The sequence below is a fragment of the Streptomyces sp. NPDC021212 genome (assembly GCF_044332925.1).
In the GTDB taxonomy this organism is placed as follows: domain Bacteria; phylum Actinomycetota; class Actinomycetes; order Streptomycetales; family Streptomycetaceae; genus Streptomyces.
The window spans coordinates 495,836-513,807 of the sequence record NZ_JBIRPZ010000003.1 but is presented as its reverse complement, the minus strand read 5'-3'; the positions used below and the strand labels follow the sequence as shown (position 1 = coordinate 513,807).

Annotated in this window: 15 protein-coding genes; 9 read left to right on the top strand and 6 right to left on the bottom strand. The window is 67.3% G+C overall.

Annotation, left to right across the window (positions count from 1 at the left end):
• The first annotated feature begins 283 nt into the window (after nucleotides 1-283).
• The 4 genes from ACH4SI_RS10575 to ACH4SI_RS10560 all read left to right on the top strand — a co-directional run bounded on the left by ACH4SI_RS10575 (nucleotide 284) and on the right by ACH4SI_RS10560 (nucleotide 8,614).
• On the top strand, nucleotides 284-3,961 hold the full coding sequence (locus tag ACH4SI_RS10575) for a DEAD/DEAH box helicase family protein (RefSeq protein WP_398294867.1): 3,678 nt from the start codon (nucleotides 284-286) through the stop codon (nucleotides 3,959-3,961).
• Nucleotides 3,958-5,349, top strand: coding sequence for a restriction endonuclease subunit S (locus tag ACH4SI_RS10570; RefSeq protein ID WP_398294864.1), 1,392 nt, complete (start codon nucleotides 3,958-3,960; stop codon nucleotides 5,347-5,349). The genes ACH4SI_RS10575 and ACH4SI_RS10570 overlap by 4 nt, the downstream gene beginning before the upstream one ends.
• Nucleotides 5,346-6,953: an N-6 DNA methylase gene (locus ACH4SI_RS10565; protein ID WP_398294862.1), complete on the top strand. Its 1,608-nt coding sequence runs from the start codon at nucleotides 5,346-5,348 to the stop codon at nucleotides 6,951-6,953. The genes ACH4SI_RS10570 and ACH4SI_RS10565 overlap by 4 nt, the downstream gene beginning before the upstream one ends.
• 152 nt (nucleotides 6,954-7,105) lie before the next feature.
• Complete coding sequence (locus ACH4SI_RS10560; RefSeq protein WP_398294860.1) at nucleotides 7,106-8,614, top strand: class I SAM-dependent DNA methyltransferase; 1,509 nt, start codon at nucleotides 7,106-7,108, stop codon at nucleotides 8,612-8,614.
• A 69-nt stretch (nucleotides 8,615-8,683) separates the two neighbouring features.
• On the opposite strand, the gene ACH4SI_RS10555 is transcribed toward ACH4SI_RS10560, so the two are convergent.
• Together ACH4SI_RS10555 and ACH4SI_RS10550 are read right to left on the bottom strand one after the other, a co-directional pair.
• Entirely contained in the window at nucleotides 8,684-8,878 is a 195-nt protein-coding gene (locus ACH4SI_RS10555) for a DUF397 domain-containing protein (protein WP_398294858.1), read from the bottom strand.
• Complete coding sequence (locus ACH4SI_RS10550) at nucleotides 8,875-9,753, bottom strand: Scr1 family TA system antitoxin-like transcriptional regulator (protein ID WP_398294856.1); 879 nt, start codon at nucleotides 9,751-9,753, stop codon at nucleotides 8,875-8,877. Before ACH4SI_RS10550 ends, ACH4SI_RS10555 begins: the two co-directional genes overlap by 4 nt.
• Before the next feature lie 139 nt (nucleotides 9,754-9,892).
• Between ACH4SI_RS10550 and ACH4SI_RS10545 the strand changes: the two genes are divergently transcribed.
• Complete coding sequence (locus ACH4SI_RS10545; protein WP_398294854.1) at nucleotides 9,893-10,372, top strand: ATP-binding protein; 480 nt, start codon at nucleotides 9,893-9,895, stop codon at nucleotides 10,370-10,372.
• 1 nt (nucleotide 10,373) lies between these two features.
• Here the strand turns inward: ACH4SI_RS10545 and ACH4SI_RS10540 are convergent, their stop codons facing one another.
• From ACH4SI_RS10540 to ACH4SI_RS10530, 3 genes are all read right to left on the bottom strand, one after another.
• Complete coding sequence (locus ACH4SI_RS10540) at nucleotides 10,374-12,689, bottom strand: ATP-binding protein (RefSeq protein WP_398295232.1); 2,316 nt, start codon at nucleotides 12,687-12,689, stop codon at nucleotides 10,374-10,376.
• 109 nt (nucleotides 12,690-12,798) lie between these two features.
• Complete coding sequence (locus ACH4SI_RS10535) at nucleotides 12,799-13,434, bottom strand: DUF6879 family protein (RefSeq protein ID WP_398294852.1); 636 nt, start codon at nucleotides 13,432-13,434, stop codon at nucleotides 12,799-12,801.
• Nucleotides 13,427-13,696, bottom strand: coding sequence for a hypothetical protein (locus ACH4SI_RS10530; RefSeq protein WP_398294850.1), 270 nt, complete (start codon nucleotides 13,694-13,696; stop codon nucleotides 13,427-13,429). The genes ACH4SI_RS10535 and ACH4SI_RS10530 overlap by 8 nt, the downstream gene beginning before the upstream one ends.
• A 298-nt stretch (nucleotides 13,697-13,994) precedes the next feature.
• On the opposite strand from ACH4SI_RS10530, the gene ACH4SI_RS10525 reads away from it, so the two are divergent.
• From ACH4SI_RS10525 to ACH4SI_RS10510, 4 genes are all read left to right on the top strand, one after another.
• Nucleotides 13,995-14,678 (top strand): hypothetical protein, encoded by a 684-nt coding sequence (locus ACH4SI_RS10525; RefSeq protein ID WP_398294848.1) that lies wholly within the window; start codon nucleotides 13,995-13,997, stop codon nucleotides 14,676-14,678.
• The gene (locus ACH4SI_RS10520) at nucleotides 14,675-15,994 is read left to right on the top strand and encodes a 7-cyano-7-deazaguanine synthase (protein ID WP_398294846.1); all 1,320 of its coding nucleotides are present in this window, start codon (nucleotides 14,675-14,677) and stop codon (nucleotides 15,992-15,994) included. The genes ACH4SI_RS10525 and ACH4SI_RS10520 overlap by 4 nt, the downstream gene beginning before the upstream one ends.
• Before the next feature lie 110 nt (nucleotides 15,995-16,104).
• Nucleotides 16,105-16,368: a CopG family transcriptional regulator gene (locus ACH4SI_RS10515; protein WP_398294844.1), complete on the top strand. Its 264-nt coding sequence runs from the start codon at nucleotides 16,105-16,107 to the stop codon at nucleotides 16,366-16,368.
• Nucleotides 16,365-16,778: a type II toxin-antitoxin system VapC family toxin gene (locus ACH4SI_RS10510; RefSeq protein WP_398294842.1), complete on the top strand. Its 414-nt coding sequence runs from the start codon at nucleotides 16,365-16,367 to the stop codon at nucleotides 16,776-16,778. The genes ACH4SI_RS10515 and ACH4SI_RS10510 overlap by 4 nt, the downstream gene beginning before the upstream one ends.
• Before the next feature lie 207 nt (nucleotides 16,779-16,985).
• Here ACH4SI_RS10510 and ACH4SI_RS10505 read toward each other — a convergent pair whose 3' ends face one another.
• Entirely contained in the window at nucleotides 16,986-17,873 is an 888-nt protein-coding gene (locus ACH4SI_RS10505; protein ID WP_398294840.1) for a DUF72 domain-containing protein, read from the bottom strand.
• Between the last annotated feature and the right edge of the window lie 99 nt (nucleotides 17,874-17,972).

Here is a 17,972-nt window from a genome sequence, read left to right as displayed (position 1 = left end):
CTTCGCCCCTGTACCAGGACCGTCTCGGCACGAGCAGCGGCCTCGGAGCAGCACGGGCACGATGCCTCGCCGCGGGTGGATACCCCGCTGGGTACATGGTTAGGGACAGCCCGCTCTGCCACCACCTCGACGTCCCGGCGCCTCACGGCACAACGGCCGCCAGCGACGGGCGAATCTCCTGGCGTCCAGACACCCCTGGCGCTAGGCTCGATGGTTCCTTTACTGCACTCGAGCAGCCTATGCCCCCGTCTTAAAGCAGCCCAGGAAGAGCGGTACCCATCTGATGAGCGAAGGTGGCGCGGCACAGACGCCAGACCTCAAACTCGCCGAACTCGCCCGCACATCACGTAACTTCGGTTTCCTGTACGACCATCTGCCGCTGCTCGTTGCTTACGGCTCGGGTGCCGAGGCCAACGTATTTACCGATCCAAATACTTCTCTACTCAAGTCCCGGCAGTTCGGTGAGGCTCTCGCCTCCGATCTGGTTCGCCGCGGCCGCGTCCAGTTCACCGGGAGCAAGCAGATTGAGCGCCTAGCCGCCCTCGACAGGGAAGGCTATCTGCACGGCAACGTGGGGGCTGCCTTCCACGAGGTCCGCGTGCTCGGCAACAAGGCCAACCACGACGACTACGATGACGTGGATGACGCTTTCCGGGGCCTACGGACTTGTCACCGACTCGGCGTCTGGTATCACCGCCTGATCACCGGTTCCCGCGAACAGAAAACCTTCGTTCCACCGGACCCGGCGCGCACCCCGGCCGCGCAGAACGTGACCCTGCGCACACAAATGGAAGAGACGCGGCGTGCGCTGGAGGAGGCACGTCTCACCTACGAGGGTCAGGCATCCCAGGCACAGGCAGAACAGGCCGCTCGCCTCGCAGCAGAAAGGGAACTTGCCGACGCTTCGGCGGAGCGCGAGGAACTGGCCCGCCAAGTGGCCGCCATGCACGATCAGCTCACTGCGCTGCAGCAGGCCCAGTCGGCTGCTGATACCCGGCTGCTGCGCGAGCAGGTCACGAGCTCCGCTGCGGCCTCCAAGGCGGTGGCCGAGCGAGCCCGTCTCCTGGAGAACGCCGAGCAGGCGGCCCGCGAGCCCCTCACCGAGGCCCAGGTACGCACCCGCCTCGACCAGATGCTCGCCGAGGCCGGCTGGAGCGTCCAGGACGCAGGCAACAACCTCAGCCTGTACGCGCAGGGCCGGTACGGCAACGGAGTCGCCGTCCGCGAGACGACCACCGCCACCGGCCGCGCCGACTATGCCCTGTATGTGGACCGCAAACTGGTCGGAGTGATCGAGGCCAAGCGGGAAGGCGCGGACCTGACGGCTGCCGAGAAGCAGGCCGACCAGTACGCCGACCACCCGACCGACGCCCAGCAGCGAATGATCGCTTGGCGTACTCCTCTGCCCTTCCGCTATGTGTCGGACGGCGGCGAGACCCGGTTCCGCAACACCCTCGATCCCGACTCCCGCAGCCGTCGAATTTTCTCCTTCCACCAACCCCGCACGCTCTCCCGCTGGATGCGCCAGGCCGACCAGGACCCGCAGGCGCCCTCGTACCGCTCCCGGCTGCGACTGCGGATGCCTGAACTCGACGAGCGCCCTCTTCGCCCTGCCCAGATCCAGGCGGTACGTGGCGTGGAGGAGTCTGTCGCACATGGCCGGGGCCAGCAGGGCACCGGCCAATCCCGCTCGCTGGTGCAGATGGCGACCGGAGCCGGCAAGACGTTCACGGCGGTGACGTTCTCGTACCGGATGCTAAAGCATGCCCAGGCCGAGCGCGTCCTTTTCCTGGTCGACCGGAACAACCTGGGCACCCAGGCTCAGAACGAATTCGAGAACTTCACCACCCCTGACACGCACCGCGTCTTCGCCGACCTGTTCAACGTGCAGCGCTTGGGCGCGGACGGCATGAACCCTTCCGCCAAGGTCGTCGTCTCCACGGTGCAGCGCCTATACATGGAGCTGACCGGGTCGACTGTGCCCTTCGTGACTGGTGAGGACGGCGAGGAGGAGTACGCCTATGACCTGCCGGGCGACATCAGCGTCGGCTACAACCCGCAGATTCCCCCGGAGTCCTTCGATCTGATCGTCGTCGACGAGTGCCACCGCTCCATCTACGGAAAATGGCGTTCCGTCCTGGAGTACTTCGACGCGCCCATCGTGGGGCTGACCGCGACGCCCATCGCCCAGACCTTCGGCTACTTCAACGGCAATCTCGTCAGTGAGTACACCTACCCCGAGGCCGTCGCCGACGGCGTCAACGTGGATTTCCAGGTGTACGAGATCCAGACGCGGATAACGGGCGAGGGCGGTGTCATCGCCCAGGGCACCATCCCGGTCCGCGACCGCCGCACCCGCCGTCAGCGCTACGAGGACTTCGACGAGGACATCACGTACGGCGCCACCGAGGTCGGCGTCGGTGTGATCAGCAAGGACCAGCTGCGCACGGTCATCCGCACCTTCCGCGAGCGACTCTTCACAGAGATCTTCCCCGAGCGCGCCAAGCAGAACGAAGAAACCGGTGATCTGCGTTGGGACGAGATGTATGTCCCAAAGACCCTTATCTTCGCCAAGAACGACAATCACGCCGAGGAAATCGTCGAGGTCATCCGTGACGTCTTCGGTAAGGGCAACGACTTCTGCACGAAGATCACGCATGCGGCGAAGAGGCCGAACGAGCGTCTCTCCGACTTCCGCAACCTCCCGCAGCTGCGCATCGCCGTAACCGTGGACATGATCGCCACTGGCACCGACGTCAAGCCGCTGGAATGCCTGCTGTTCCTGCGGGACGTCAAGAGCTGGGCCTACTTCGAGCAGATGAAGGGCCGCGGAGCACGGACTCTGTCCCTGACCGAGTTCGAGCGGGTCACACCGGGCGTCGGCCCGAAAACTCGTTTCGTGATCGTCGACGCGGTGGGCGTGACCCGGAAGCCGAAAGTCGACGCAGCGCCGATGGAGCGACACACAGAGAAGGACCTGAACCTGGAGAAGCTGCTGAGGCTCACTGCCCGCGGCGAGGCCGAGGAGGCACACGTCTCCACCCTCGCCTCCCGCCTCGCCAAGCTCGACCTTCAGATGACCGACGACGAGCACGCGGAGATCGAGGGGCTGAGCAACGGAGTGCCCCTGAAGAAAATCGTGCACGGCATGGTCGACGCTGTCGCAATCGACGAGCAGGTCAAGACCCGCGAGGCCGCCGAACGCCTCGGCCTCGACCCTGACCAGGCCGTCAGGGACATGATCGAACGCGCGCTGAAGCCCTTGGCGTCGAACCCCACCCTGCGCAGCCGACTCCTGGAAATGCGGCGCGCGAAAGACATCTTGTACGACGAGAACAGTCGCGACGATCTAGTGCGGGCTGGCGCAGTTCCTGAGGACGAGTCGGCGGCGCGCGGCACCGTGCGCGACTGGAAGGCGTACATCGAGGAGCACCGAGACGAGATCGCGGCACTCGCCATCGCCTTCTCACCCGATTCACCGGTACCGCCCCGCGACGCACTAAAGCGCCTCAAGGACCTGGCGCGCGCGGTGGCCCGCCCGCCCCGCGCATGGACCTCGGACAAGCTGTGGCGGTCGTACGAGCAGGTGGGCGAGGCGGTGGTGGCGAACCGCGCTGCCGCTCGCACCGCCGCTGACCTGCTCGCCCTGCTGCGATACGAACTGGCGGGCGGCGCGGAGCACGGCGTCCCTGCGCCCCGCCCGCACGAAGAGTCGGTACGGGAGCGGTACGCAGCATGGCTGGCCCGTCAGGAACAGGCCGGTGTGACCTTCACCAAGGCCGAGCGCTGGTGGCTCGATCACATCGCGGGTGCCACGATCGAGCGTGTACGCTTCGACACCGCCGACCTCGACTACCCCCCGTTCACGAAGATGAACGGCACCGACGGCTTCCTCGCGCAATTCGGCGAGACGAGGGCGGATGAGATCCTCGACGAACTGGACAGGGAGCTGGGCGCGTGACGCTGAGTTTGGATACGGAATCGGGGGAACTTCCGCCGGGGTGGGCCCGGGAAACGATCGCTAACCTATGCGACGTGAATCCCCGCGGGTTCGACGACGAGCCCGAAGACGATGATTTCGTCTCCCAAGTGCCCATGGCCTCCGTGGAAGCAGAAACGGGGCGCATGGACGCTTCGCTCCGAGTGCGCTACGGCGACTTCAAGAAGAAGTCCCTGACGCGCTTCCAGGAGAATGACGTCCTCTTTGCGAAGATCACGCCGTGCATGGAGAACGGAAAGATCACGAAGGCACGGGGTCTGGTCGGCGGACGCGCTCTCGGTAGCACCGAGTTCCACGTACTTCGTAGCCGCGGCGCGGTGCTCCCCGAATACTTGACGCACTACCTGTTGCAGCGCAACGTACGAATCACCGCCGAGCACCACATGTCCGGTGCTGTCGGTCAGCGTCGGGTACCGCGTCCCTACTTGGAGTCGTTGGAGATCCCTGTCCCGCCTCTCGCGGAACAGCGTCGCATTGTCGCCGCGCTTGACCACCAGATCGCCCGCATCGAGGCGGGCGCGGCTGCACTCGGCGAGGCTGAGCAGCAAATCTCAATCCTCGAAGCAACCTTGCTGGCAACGGCGACCAAGTCTCACCCTGATGTCTCTTCATGGGGTTCCACGACAATCGGGGAAATCGCCAACGTCTCCTCTGGCGCTACCCCCCTCAAAGGGAATTCGGCATACTACGAGGGTGGAACCGTTCCCTGGGTGACTAGCTCACTACTAAACTCTCCCTTCATCCATCAGGCAGATAAATTCATTACTGAACTCGCCGTGAAGGAAACAGCAGTTAGGGAGTACGATCCGGGCACGATTTTGGTAGCGATGTACGGCGAAGGGAAGACACGAGGAAAGTGCTCAGAGCTTCGCATTAACGCCACAACAAACCAGGCCTGCGCCGCAATTCAACTACATTCTGAAAATGAATCGCGTCGAGAGTGGTTGAAAGCTCTCCTCGAGTCGTTGTACGAGGAGAATCGCGCTCTCGCCTCCGGTGGTGTTCAGCCGAATCTCAGCCTGGCACTCATAAAGAAAATCCGAGTCCCCCTTCCGCCGTCGGCGCTACAGACGAAAATTCTGGAAGAGCTGGCTCAACGGAGAGCACAAGCCACAGCCATGGCAACGGCGCTGGCCACAGCTCGTGTACAAGCCCAGGAGCTCCGCTCCGCCCTTCTTCACTCCGCCTTCTCTGGCGCCCTCGTCCCCCAGGATCCCACCGACGAGCCAGCCTCAACTGTCCTCAACCGGATCCGCGCCGAGCGCGCGTCCAACACGAAGGCGCCGCGCAAGCGTGCCCCCCGTAGGCCTCGGACGGCCCCGCCCGGTCAGGAAGAACTTCCCCAGTGAGCACCACCACCGCGCCCATGAACACGGCCGCCCCCGACCTGCGGCGATCCGCTGGTGAGTCGACGTCGACTCTCGTCAACCGTCTCTGGTCGTACTGCGAGCTGCTGCGCCACTCCGGCGTGTCCACCCTCGACTACGTCGAGCAGCTCACATACCTGCTTTTCCTGAAGATGGCCGACGAGCGCGCGAACCGCCCGGCCAGATTCCGTCGGAACGCACCCGAAGAGCCTCTGATCCCTCAGGGGCTGGACTGGCCCAGCCTCACCAGCCGCTCTGCCGAGGACCTGGTGGAGCACTACGAGCACATCCTTCGCGAGCTCGGCCGCAAGGGCGGCACGATGCTCGGGGAGGTTTTCACCAAGGCCCAGAACAAGATCCATGAGCCAGCTGTCCTCGACCGGCTCGTCAAGGATCTGATCGACCCTTACACCTGGACGCACGAGAAGCAGGACCTCAAGGGCGACGCCTACGAGGGGCTTCTTCAGCGCGGCGCGGAAGACCGCAAGACCGGCGCGGGGCAGTACTTCACACCCCGGCCACTCATCGATGCCATGGTCGACTGCGTACAGCCCCGCCTTGGCGAGACGATCACCGACCCGGCCTGCGGCACCGGTGGCTTCCTCATCGCCGCGCACGCGAACATCGTCGAGCGTTACGAAGACAAGCTCTACGGCGACGAGGCACGCAAACTCCAGACCGGTGCGATCACTGGCTACGAACTGGTCCGCGAGACCGCTCGGCTCGCGCTGATGAACATGCTGCTGCATGGCATCGGCACCTCCGAGGCCCGCCCTCTGATCACGGTCCAGGACTCCTTGGCGAAGCCGCCGCAGAAGTTCTACGACATCGTGCTTGCCAACCCGCCCTTCGGCGTGGGCTCGGTGACCGGCGAGGCGTACACCGCCCGCAAGGACTTCTGGACGCAGACCACGAACAAGCAGCTCAACTTCGTCCAGCACATCTACACCCTGCTGAAGACGAACGGCCGAGCCGCTCTGGTCCTGCCGGACAACGTCCTCTTCGAGGGAGGTGCCGGCGCGGAGATCCGCCGCCGGCTGCTAGACCTCACCAACGTGCATACTCTGCTGCGTCTACCCACCGGCATCTTCTACGCCAATGGCGTCAAGGCGAATGTCCTGTTCTTCGACAAGTGTGCCCCCCGTCCAGGCGGGAAGCCCGCCACCAAGCAGCTGTGGGTCTACGACTTCCGCACCGACCAGCGCTTCACCCTCAAGCAGCGCGCACTGCGGCGTGGGCACCTCGACGAGTTCGTCGCGGCCTACCATTCCGGTGGCACGGACTACTCGGCTCGCAAGCCCAGTGAGCGTTTCCGACCGTACGCGTACGATGAGTTGATCGCACGTGACAAGGTCAATCTCGATCTGACGGTTCTCCAGTCTGCTTCCGCTTCTTCCGCGCCCCTCGCCCCTCCGGACGTGATCGCGCAGGAGATCGTAGACGGCCTGGAAACCGCCCTGGCCGAGTTCACCGCCGTCGCCCAGGCTCTGAAGAAGGCTGCGGGCATCCAGACGACCGGTTCCGGCCTCGCCACGAACGACAGTGAGAGCAACGTCAGTACCGAAGAGACAGACCAGGAGCGGTAGCCCGACGTCCCTTGTCCCGAGCCGACGCCCAGACGGGCCCGGTAAGGCCCTGAGGGGCGTTCCGGACCTGCTTGGGAACGGGACGGTTGGTCACTCGAATCCTGTTTGGAGGCGGGCGGCCTACCCGGAAATGACAGAGGACTGGGTGACACATGGCCAACGGGTTCGCGCACGGCAACGGCATGCGGCGCGAAGAGCGCTGGACCGGTAAGGACATCGCCGACCAGCTCCGGAAGTTCTACAACGAGAAGACCAGTACCCGCGCCATTACCCGTCTGCAGTTCGCGGAGCACTTCGGGTATCTGCTGTTCCTCAAGCTGGACCACGAGCGTTCGCAGCGTGTCGGCCGGTTCGCCAGGAAGCCCGTTGCCCCCGTCGATGCCTGGCCAAATCTGGTCATGCTGAGCGGTGACGCCTTGCATGAAAAGCTCGAAGCCCTCATGGACGAGCTGGGTAACCCGGCTCCCGCCGAGCGCCCCGACCGGCAGACCGCGAGCGCCGTCTTCCGCGACGCACAGCCCTGGGGCCTCAACCGCATGGCCGAGCTGACGAAGCTGATCGTCGAGGAGATCGCCCCGTACCACTGGTCGTCCGTTCCTCAGGCCGAGTTGGGCGATGCGTTCTCGCGGATGCTGCGGGAATGCCGTGACGACATCGACCTCAAGATCGAAACCGGCCAGACCCTCACTCCTCAGCCCGTCCTGAGTGCCATCACCAAGGTGCTCGGCGTGCACTCCGGTGACACAGTCATCGACCCCGCCTGCGGCACCGGCTCGACGCTTGTCGCGGCATACAACCTCATGTTGTCGCAGGGCGGGCATCTGCCCCCGAGCGCTCTCGCGGGGGCAGATCTCGACGCACAGATGTGCCGACTCGCCACAATGAACATCCTGCTGCACACCGGCCGCCCGTTCTCCGACCCGGCGCCGGTCCAGCTCGCTGACACCTTGACGCGCAGGGGCACGCCGGTCATGCGCGCCGATCTGGTGGTCGCCCCGACGGTGGCGATCTGCAACCCGCCATTCAAGAGCAGCGGCGTGCAGCCGGACGCCGACATGCGCGATGACTTCTGGGCCTACGGAGACTTCCCCACCAACTTCCTCCAGCATCTGGCCATCACCCTGCCGCAGGGAGCCCGGGCAGCCGTGTTCGTGCCTGATGGTGTCCTCTTCGGCGGCGGTGCGGCAGCCACCGTTCGTGAGGCCCTGCTGAAGAACTGCGACGTGCACACGCTGCTGAGGCTGCCCTCCGGCCTGTTCCACCGCAAGGGCGTGCAGTCGAACATCCTGTTCTTCACCAAGTCCGCCCCGAAGCCGAGTGGTGAGCCAGCCACGCAGAGTTTGTGGGTATACGACGCCCGCAGCGGCATCCACCACACAGACACTGGCAACCCGGTCGCCGAAGACGACTTCGACGAATTCCTGTCGGTCTGCCTGCCCGAGGGCGGTTTCGCGGCTCGTGACGAGTCGGTGTCGAAACGATTCCGCCGCTACCCAGTGGAGGAGCTGCTGGCCCGCCCGATGGCCAACCTGCACCTCATGGCCCATATCGCGCCCGAGATCGACGACCTGGGTGACCCGAAGGACGTCGCCCTTCAGGTTGCCGAGCACCTTGAGGAAGCGGCACGCCACTTCCGTGAGGTCTCGCAGACCCTGCCGTAATGAGAGCACGCACGCCTCAGGGCGCCGTCGGCACGCGGTCGACAGCGCCCCGAGGGGGTGCCCCGCTCGTCAGCGGCTGGCTGCGAAGTCCACAAAGGCCGCCCAGCTCTGCTGGGCGAAGACGAGGTGTGACCTCGTTGGCTCCTTGGAGTCCCGCACGTGCACAGCGTCGGGGGTGGTGGCCACCTCCACGCACGCACCGCCCTCGTTGCCGCTGTAGCTGCTCTTGAACCAAGCGAGTCGCGCGGAATCCTCAGTGCTCATCGTTGCGTCTGCATCCTCTCGATCAGCTCCAGGGACTCACTTGGCGTGAGTGCCTGGGCCCTGATGGTGCCGTAGCGTGCGGCCAGGATACGGACCTCTTCGGCATCCGTCGCCAGTCGCGCATGGTTCTGAGCCTCCATGTATCCGACCTGCGGTTTTCCCTTGGGGGTCAGCAGGATGAAGGGCCCGCCCATCCCGGCGTGCTCCGTGCGCTCCAGCGGCATCACCTGAAGTTCGACGTTGCGCAGCCGGCCCAGCCGGAGCAACTGGTCCAGCTGCTCGTTGTGTACCTCCCAGCCGCCGAGCGGCCTCCGCAGTACGGCCTCCTCCACGACAGCAGTCACCATCGGTGGGGGCCAGCGGGTCAGGATCTTCTGTCGATCGAGGCGAGAGGCCACTCGTTGCTCGATGGTCTCTTGGTCCAGCAACGGCTTTCGCATCTCGTACAGGGCCCACGCACGGAGTTCGGTCTGGAAGAGGCCCGGGATGTCGTGGCTGCTGTAATCGTTGATCTCGATGGCCTGCGCTTCCAGGCGTGCGTAGTCCCTGAACCACGCCGGGTGGCGCACTCGTGCCTTCGCCTTCGCCTGGGCGATGTCTTCCTTCATGACGCTCAACAAGCCCCCCGCGCCAAGAAGCTCGTCCGCGGCGTCAAGGAACTCCGGCTGCGGCGTTCGGCGGCCGCGCTCGATCGACGCGATCTGGTCTTCGCTGTAGCCGAGTCGCTTGCCGAGCTCCTTCTGAGTCCAGCCCATGCGTTCCCGGAGGAGCTTGATCTGCTTGCCCACGGCCCGGTTGAGATCCGACGCGCTTTCCGTGTCTTCCTGCGGTTCGGGCCGCCGTTCACCGTCCGGGCCGATCGCCGTATCCGTCACCCGAGTCACCACCCCATGTCGTACGCCTGCACGGTCACGCCCGCCGTCCCTGACAAGCAGCCGAACGTGCCGGTACCAGCACGCTGTGTACTGGCCGTCTTGCTGGTCAGCGTAGGAGCCTCCGGCCACGCTCTGTGACATGTCGCACGAAATTCACTCTCACCAACTCGTACAGGACTCCGACCGCTTCAGTCAGCGCCTCAGCCCCACGCGGCGGGGTGCACGACTCGCCCGTCGTCTCGCCGTGCAGCAACTCTCCGACTGGGGCTGGAGCCACGACGACGAGTCCACGCACAACGCCGCGCTGCTCGTTGCCGAGCTCGCCGCGAATGCTGTGCAGCACGGGCTTGTGCCCGGTCGGGACTTTCTGCTGGCTCTCGTCCTGACGAGGCCTGCATCAGGGGCCGCGACCTTGCGTATCGAGGTCGCGGACTGCCGGGACGAGCGGCTTCCCCGGCCGGTCTCCGTCACGCCCCCGGGGGCCGACGACGAGCATGGGCGAGGTCTGCTTCTCATCCATTCGCTGGCGACGCGGTGGGGCGTCGATCCCCGGCACCCGTGCGGCAAGACCGTGTGGGCCGAGATCCAGCTCAGCGCCGGTTCGCAGTCCGAGTGCTGATTCAGCTTGTCTCGGTCAGCCTGCGCTCGATGGCCTCGCGCACGGCTGCTGCTCGTGGGTCGCTGAAGTCGGCGAGGAGCGTCAGGGCCTGCGCCCAGTGTCGGTGGGCTTCCTCCGGGCGTTCGTCGAGTACCGCCGAGGCCAGGCCGTCTAGGGCCAGGGCCTGGTGCCACGTGTCGCCCAGGTCGCGTTGTGCCGAGGCGGCCTGGCGGTGGAAGTCGGCTGCCTCGGCATGACGTCCGAGGCGGTGGTAGACCTCGCCGACGCCCTGCCAGGCCAGGGCCTCTCGGCTGCGGTCGGCCAGGCGGCGGTGCAGGGTGGCGGACCGCTGGTAGGAGGTCAGGGCCTCGGCGTGCTGGCCCGCCGCCTGTTGGGCGGCACCGAGGGTCAGCAGCCAGAAGCCCTCCAGGCGCAGGTTGCGGAGGCTGAGGGCGATGTCCAGGGCGGCCTGGGCCGAGATCAGGGAAGCATCAATGTCGCCCTGCTCGCGTTGTACGTCGCTCAGCACGCGCAGGATGTTGCCCTCGCCGCGCTGATCGCCGAGCGCTCGGTGCGCTGTCAGGGCTTGGTCGATGACCGTGGCCGCCTCCGGGAGGCGTCCGGCGCGGTAGTGGGTGGTCGCGAGGTTGGACAGGGCAGTGGCGGCCCAGTGGGTGGCGTCCTGCTCCTGGAAGGCGGAGATGGCCTGCTCGAAGTGGTGAGCAGCGGGGTCGAGTCGTCTCGTGCGGAGGTGGTTCAGCCCGATCAGGTTGAGTGAGCGTGCTTCGCCCAGGCGGTCGCCCAGGTCGCGTCGGATCGCCAGCGCGTGCTGGTGGGATTCGAGGCTTTCGGCCAGGCGGTTGAGGCGGGTGTAGGCCATGCCTAGGTAGGTGTGGAGTGCGCCTTGTGCGGCGCGTTCTCCCAGCCGTTCGGCGGCCTCCAGCCCGATGCGGCCTACGGTCGGCCAGCCTGTGCCCGAGGCGGAGGGGAACTGGGCGTTCCACAGGACCGTGGCCAACTGCCACGCCAGGCGGTCGTGCCCGGCGTCGGCCGCCGTACGTACGGCCTGGAGCAGGTTGTCGTGCTCCCGCTCGGCCCAGTCCACGGCGGCGTCGTACTCGGAGAAGGTCAGCGGGCTGATGTCGCCCGAAGCGGGCGTGAGGGGCACGCGGTCCTCGGCGGGGTTGATGCAGCTCTGCGCGGCATCGGCGGTGTGCAGGTACCACTCCAGCACGCGGCACAGGGCTGCCTCCCGCTCGGCCGGCGGCTCCTCGTGCTGGGCCTGGTCGATGGCGTACGCGCGCAGCAGGTCGTGGAACTGGTAACGGTCCGGGGCGGTCTGCTCCAGCAGGTGAGCGCCGACCAACGAGTCCAGCAGCTGTCGGGACCGGCTGGTGCTGGTCGTCCCGGCCAGGGCCGCGGCGGCGCGTAGTCCAAACTCGGGTCCGGGGTGGAGGCCGAGCAGGCGGAACAGGCGGGCGGCTTGTTCGGACAGGGCGCGATAGGACCAAGCGAAGACGGTGCGGATGGCTTCGGCTTCCTCGTCGTCGCCCGTGCTCAGGGCGTCCCAGAGGGCGGATTCGTCGCGCAGATCGGCGATCAGGTCGTCCAGCCGTAGGTGGGGGTGACTGGCGGCGCGCTCTGCGGCTATGCGCAGGGCAAGTGGAAGGCGTGCGCACAACCGGGCCAGTTCGGCGAGCTGCCGTTCGTCGTCGGCCGGTCGGTATCCCGCGGTGACGGCGCGCAGCAGGGCAACCGCCTCCGGCTCCGGCAGCACGCCGAGGGTGAGTCGGCGAGCCCCGTCGCGGACGGCGAGGCCGGACAGGCGACTGCGGCTGGTGACCAGCACCAGGCTGTGTGCGCTTCCGGGCAGCAACGGCCTGACCTGGCCGACCGTAGCCGCGTTGTCCAGGACGACCAGGACGCGGCGGTCGGCCAGCAACGAGCGGTACAACGCGGCCGCCGCGTCGAGGTCCTGCGGTACGGCTTCGGTCCGGACGCCGAGCGAGGTCAGCAGGCGGTGCAGGGCCTCGCGTGCCGCGACCGGCTCTCCGGGGTCGTAGCCGCGCAGATTGGCGTACAGCTGCCCGTCCGGGAAACGGTCCCGGATCTGGTGGGCCCAGCGCAGGGCCAGCGATGTCTTTCCGGCACCGGCGGTACCGGCGATCACGTATACCGAGACGACGAGCGGACCGCCGTCCTCGCTTGTGAGGATGGCGTTCAGCTGGGCCAGTTCGTCGGTGCGGTTGACGAATCCGCCTGCGTCGGCCGGGAGCTGGCGTGGGACGGGGCTCTCGGCACGGCCCGGGTCCGTTGTGGGCTGCGCGTGGAAGTGGATGCCCCCGTGGACGCTCCTCGCCTGGACGACGTCCCGTGAGGACCCCGACAGCTCGGAGTGGGTGCTGCCGGAGTGCTCGTCGTCCTGTCCGCCTGGCGCTGCGATCGACCTACTCCCTTCCTGTGCCCGGTGTCGGCGGATCGAGGTGCGCCACCTCGCGGTCGAAGTAGGGGATCACGTCTTCGCCCGCGGTGTAGAGCGCCTTGATGTAGTTCTCCCAGCGCTCGACGAGGTCACGGTCGGTGTAGCGGATCGCGCCGTTCGCGACTCCCTCGTCGGTGTAGAGGACTTGGAAGAGGGCTTGGCCGCCGAGGACGACCACTTCCGGGAGCGGGCCGGTGTTTTCCGATGCGGCCACCTGTGCGGCGGAGACGATCCGGATCCGCTGACCGTGTTCGGCGCGCTGCCGCTGGGAGTGGAGTTCCCACTGCACGTACGGTGTGAGTGGCGTCTCGACCACCCGTACACGGTGAAAGGCGTACCCCCTGCGCTGCTCCTCCTGGGCAGCCGCGGCCAGGTTGTCGTGCCGGTCGGCGAGGAGTCGTAGCGCTTCCTCCCAGTCACCTCGGCGCAGGGCGTCGCGGCTCGGGCTGCCCTGCTCCTCGAAATGCTGACGGCGCTCCAGCTTCCAGGAACTCCCGTTGCGGATCGCGTCCTCGCGTTCGCGGAACTCCTGCTTGTAGGCGGGCCGGGTGAGCCGGTCGCCCTGCGCCGGGTCGAGAGCGGGGGCGAGGAGATCAGGCATCGGGGATGTCCTTCTTGGCCGCGCGGAGCATGTTCCCTGGGATGACGACCAGCCGTTCGTCCGGGGCGAGGTGCACGCCTTGCGGCAGGCGGGTGCCGTAGACGGCTGTCAGATCCCTGCCGATCACGGCCACGTCACCGTTGTCGAGCTGCCAGATGTCCGGGCACTCGTCATTGCCGTCGGAGTTTCCGAGCTCTGCGGCCGTTTTCCCCAGCCGACGCTCGAATAACGCGGACGGGTCGGCCTCCCAGGCGCGGGCCATGTCTGCCTCCGGTGGAGAGGGTCGAGCACGGTTTGGCTACCCACTGTATCCATGGCCGCAGCCGAAGGTGAGGGGTCGCCAGGGTCGCCCCTATGCTCCTGGCTGGCCAATGCGCGCCCTGTCCATGACATCGGTTTCTTGCTCTCCTGGTAGAGCGACCGTGCCGCTGGTCGGAGGGGGCAGGTGAGGCATGGGTACATCATCGCGATGGCCGGGGCCCGGCGGCCGTACGGGCATGGCGGGTGAGTGGAGTCGCGCGAGCGGACGTGTCTCCGCCTGGCGGCCGGGCGCTGACGCCATGGCGAAGCTGGACGACATCGCCGCGGAGCACTTAGCCGTACTCCACCGCACCCTTCGTGAGGAGCCGACGGCCTTCGGACTTTACGAGGCGGCCTGCGCTGCCGGGGAACGGCTGATCACCGCCGTGGACGACTGGGCACCGAGCCGGGACGGGGATGAATTCGCCGCCCTCTTCACCGCCACCGTGGGAGGCGAAGGCGGCACCGTGGCGGACGCCGCCGTACGACGGGCCGCCGCGGCATCCGCCCGTCGTCTCCTGGAGGAGCATCCAGAGGCTGGTAACCCCGGCGACAGCGGCTTATCCGGTGAGGTGTTTTGCCTTCTCTACCGGGGGTTCTTCGCCGATGTCGTGGCGGAGTTCCTACGTGCCGCGGTCGCCGAGAAGGTCAAACTCGTGGTCCCGCTGTTGCCCGCGCTCGATCCCGAGGACCACATCGCCGACTGGATAGCCGAGCACGTTCTGAGTCTGCTGCCGAACCCTTGCGAAGAAGCCGCACAGCGGGGGGAGTCGGAGGAGAAAGCGGATCAGGTCGCGTCAATTGCCGAGGATCCGCTCGGTTCTCTGCGGCTCGTCGCGCATGGACTAGTTCCGCGAGCGGCCGGCCGGGCGCTGGGACTGCTCTCCGAGGGACCGAGCGGGGACACGGACGGCACACCGTACGAGGGGGAACCTGCCGCATGACCGAACCGCACACACGGCTCTTCTGGCTCTCCCACCCGGACGTCGAGACACCGCCACCGCACTGGCAGCCCCTCCAGGACGCCGTGTACTGGGAACGCCCATCACGCGGACCCGATCGACGGCAGTTGTTCGCCCCGGCCCCGGACTGGGCGGATGATCTCCAGCGGGTGGCGCGCGCCGTCTTCGCGGCGGACCGGTACACCCGCCGCGTCGATGGATTCGACCGCTGGACCCGCCGCATCACCCTCTCCGTACCGGTCGCCCACCCCGAGCGGTGGGACCGTGCCTTGCACGCCCTGATGGCCGTCCTGGGGACCGTGACGGGGGACCTGTGGGAGGTCGTCTTCCGGCCCTTGCACGAGACGTCGGTCCGGGAAGGACCCTTCACCTTCACCGCCGAGGACTACGCGCACGACGTCGCCCTGTTCTCCGGCGGTCTCGACTCCCTCGGTTGGGCAGCCCAGCAAGCTGCCCTGCCCTCTCCTCGCGCTTTGCTGCTTGTCTCCTTCGAGGAACGGAACTTCGAAGCGCTGCAGGATCAGGTGTACGAGGCCGTACGAGGCCTCCGTCGACGCCCGGTACGGCGTCTCGTCCAGAGCCAGACGGTGCGCAAACCGCGTGGCAGCGGCATCAAGCTGGAACGCACCACCCGCTCACGCGGCCTGCTGTACGCGGCGTCTGCCGTGCACGCGGCCGCCGCGGAACGCATCCCCGTCGTCCACCTGCCGGAGAACGGTCAGCTCGCCCTCAATCCGCCGTTGTCCGCCGCCCGGGCCGGAGCCTGCTCGACCCGCTCGGTGCACCCATGGACGCTTCATCACCTCAACCGGGTGATATCCCAGGTCGCGGAGCCTGGATCCGCGATACGCGTCGAGAATCCGTTCGCGATGCTCACGAAAGGCGACGTCTGCGCGGTAGCGCGGGACGCGGGCCTGCCGCAGCGGGTGCTGGAGGCAACCTTGAGCTGCGGCACTCCCCCCGACCGTCATCCCGCTGGGCCCCCACTCGCCCACTGCGGCCTTTGCTACCCGTGCCTGGTGCGTCGCTCGGGCCTGCTGCGAGCCTTCGGCGACGACCGCACGCCGTACGCGGCCAATCCCTGGGACCTTGCCCTGAACGCAGACCGCGCTCGCAACTGGCATGCCCTGCGGCGATGGCTGGACACCGAGTGGAGCCTGCTCGACCTGGTGGCCGACGCCCCGTTGCCGCCCGATGCGGAGCCGGCCCGACTCGTGGAGGTGGTCGAGCGGGGCAGGGAGGAACTGCGGGCACTGATCACGTGGGCGGGCCGGAGGGCGCCGCGGAAAGCGTCGTGACCCGCGCCCGTCCCGTGCTCGGTCGGGGCCGACCTTGTCCGGCTCCGGTCGACGGTTGGCTGACTCGCACCTGAGATGCCACAGAGAGTGTTGGCGGTAGCATAAAGGGCATGAGTGAGCCTACGCAGAAGTACTCGATCACGATGCCGCGGGACATCGCGGAAGCCGCTCGCGCACGCAGTGGGCCGTCCGGCCTGTCCGCCTACGTCGCCGCGGCTGTAGCCCGCCAGATCGAGCGCGACAACCTCAACGAACTCATCGTGGTCGCCGAGGCCGAGCACGGGCCCATCGCGGACGAGGAGGTCCAGGCCCTCCGAGACCAGCTCCAGCAGGCCCGCAGTCAGCAGACCCACGACGGAGCGAACGCCGCGTGACTCGCTCCGCTGCCGTGCCCGGCGGCACCCTGGTCCTCGACAGCGAGGGACTGGCCAAGGCCGTACTGCGAGACCGCGCGGTCACCGGATGGCTCGCCCTGGCCCGCGCCGACGACATGCGGGTGATCACTAGCGCCGCCACCCTCGTGGAAGTGGTCCATCCTCGGATCAACCGGCCAGCCTTGGAGTGGACTCTCTCGCGCATCGTCGTCGAGCCGGTCACCGAGGTTGTCGCCCGCCACGCCGCCGAGCTCCTGGCCAACACAGGGCAGCACGGACACAAGTACGCCATCGACGCCATGCTCAGCGCCACCGCCCTCGCAGCCCCCGGGCCCGCCACGGTGCTGACCTCCGATCCCGAAGACCTCGCGGCGCTGTGCGACGGACGCATCACCATCATCAAGATCTGAGGTGCGCAATAGCGGGGACGGAGTTCCCAAGGGCAGTGCGCCGACGCCTCCGGCCTGCAGTGAAACAGGGTGGCTACGGACCTAGGGGCGATCTTACGTAGGTCGAATCTTACGTAGATGCTGGCTTACCTCGGGCGGATCCGGGATGCATCCCAGAGGTCGGCGCCGCACCGCGACCGTTAGCGGCACCGAGGGCGCGTACGCGGGTCACCCCGGCCCCGTGCGGGCACCGAGCAGGTCCCTCATCGACTCTGCGGCGCGGACGGCCGCGTCGGCGCAGCAGTTGTTGAACAGGGCGTGGACCTCGTCGGCCTGGTCGGCCATCTCGTGGAGGCGCGGGGCCCATTCCTCCAGTTCCTCGGACGTGTAGGTGTGGCGGAACCGCTCCTCCTTGGTGCCGGTGCCCCAGGCGTCGTTGCGGCCGTGGAAGCGGGCCACCGCCAGGCGGGGTGAGGTGACGGGGGTGACCGGGGGTATGGAGGTGGGCAGGGTCTGCGTCATGTCCACGGCTACGGCGGACATGCCCCAGTCCTTGAGCGTCGCCTCTGTCGCAGCGCGCTCGTCATTCGACCACCAGGCGGGGTGACGGAACTCCACGGCGACGGGCCATCCGGCCGTGCCGCGCGCGCATTTGTCCAGGAACGTCTTCGAGCGTGGGTCAGCGGGGGCGAACCACGGTGGGAACTGGAAGAGCAGGGTGCCGAGGCGTCGGGCCTGCTTCAGTGGTTCGAGGGCTCCGGTGAAGCGCTGCCACACCTCGTCGAGGAGTGCTGGATCCACGTCCCGGTAGCCCGATCGTCCGGCGAGGGCGGGGCGCAGGTCGAGGGGTAAGGCGTTCGGGGACGTCGGGTGGCCGGTGAGCAGGGAGAACGCCTTGACGTCGAAGCGGAATCCGTCCGGGGTGCGTTCGGCCCAGAGGGCGCTGTTGCGGGTGCTGGGCAGGGAGTAGTACGTGGCGTCGACCTCCACCACTGGGAACTGGGCGGCGTAGTGCCGGAGTCTGCCCGCCGCGTCGCGCTGCCCCGGCGGGTACCAGCCGCTGGACAGCAGTGCGCGATCCGTCCATGAACAGGTGCCGACCAGAATCTTGCCCATGCCCGCCGACTACCCCGGGGCATCCCGCATGTAGCCCTGGGGAGTTCGAGGTTTCGAGGACTTGCCGTCGGGCAAACTGCGACACTGGGAGCGCTCCCA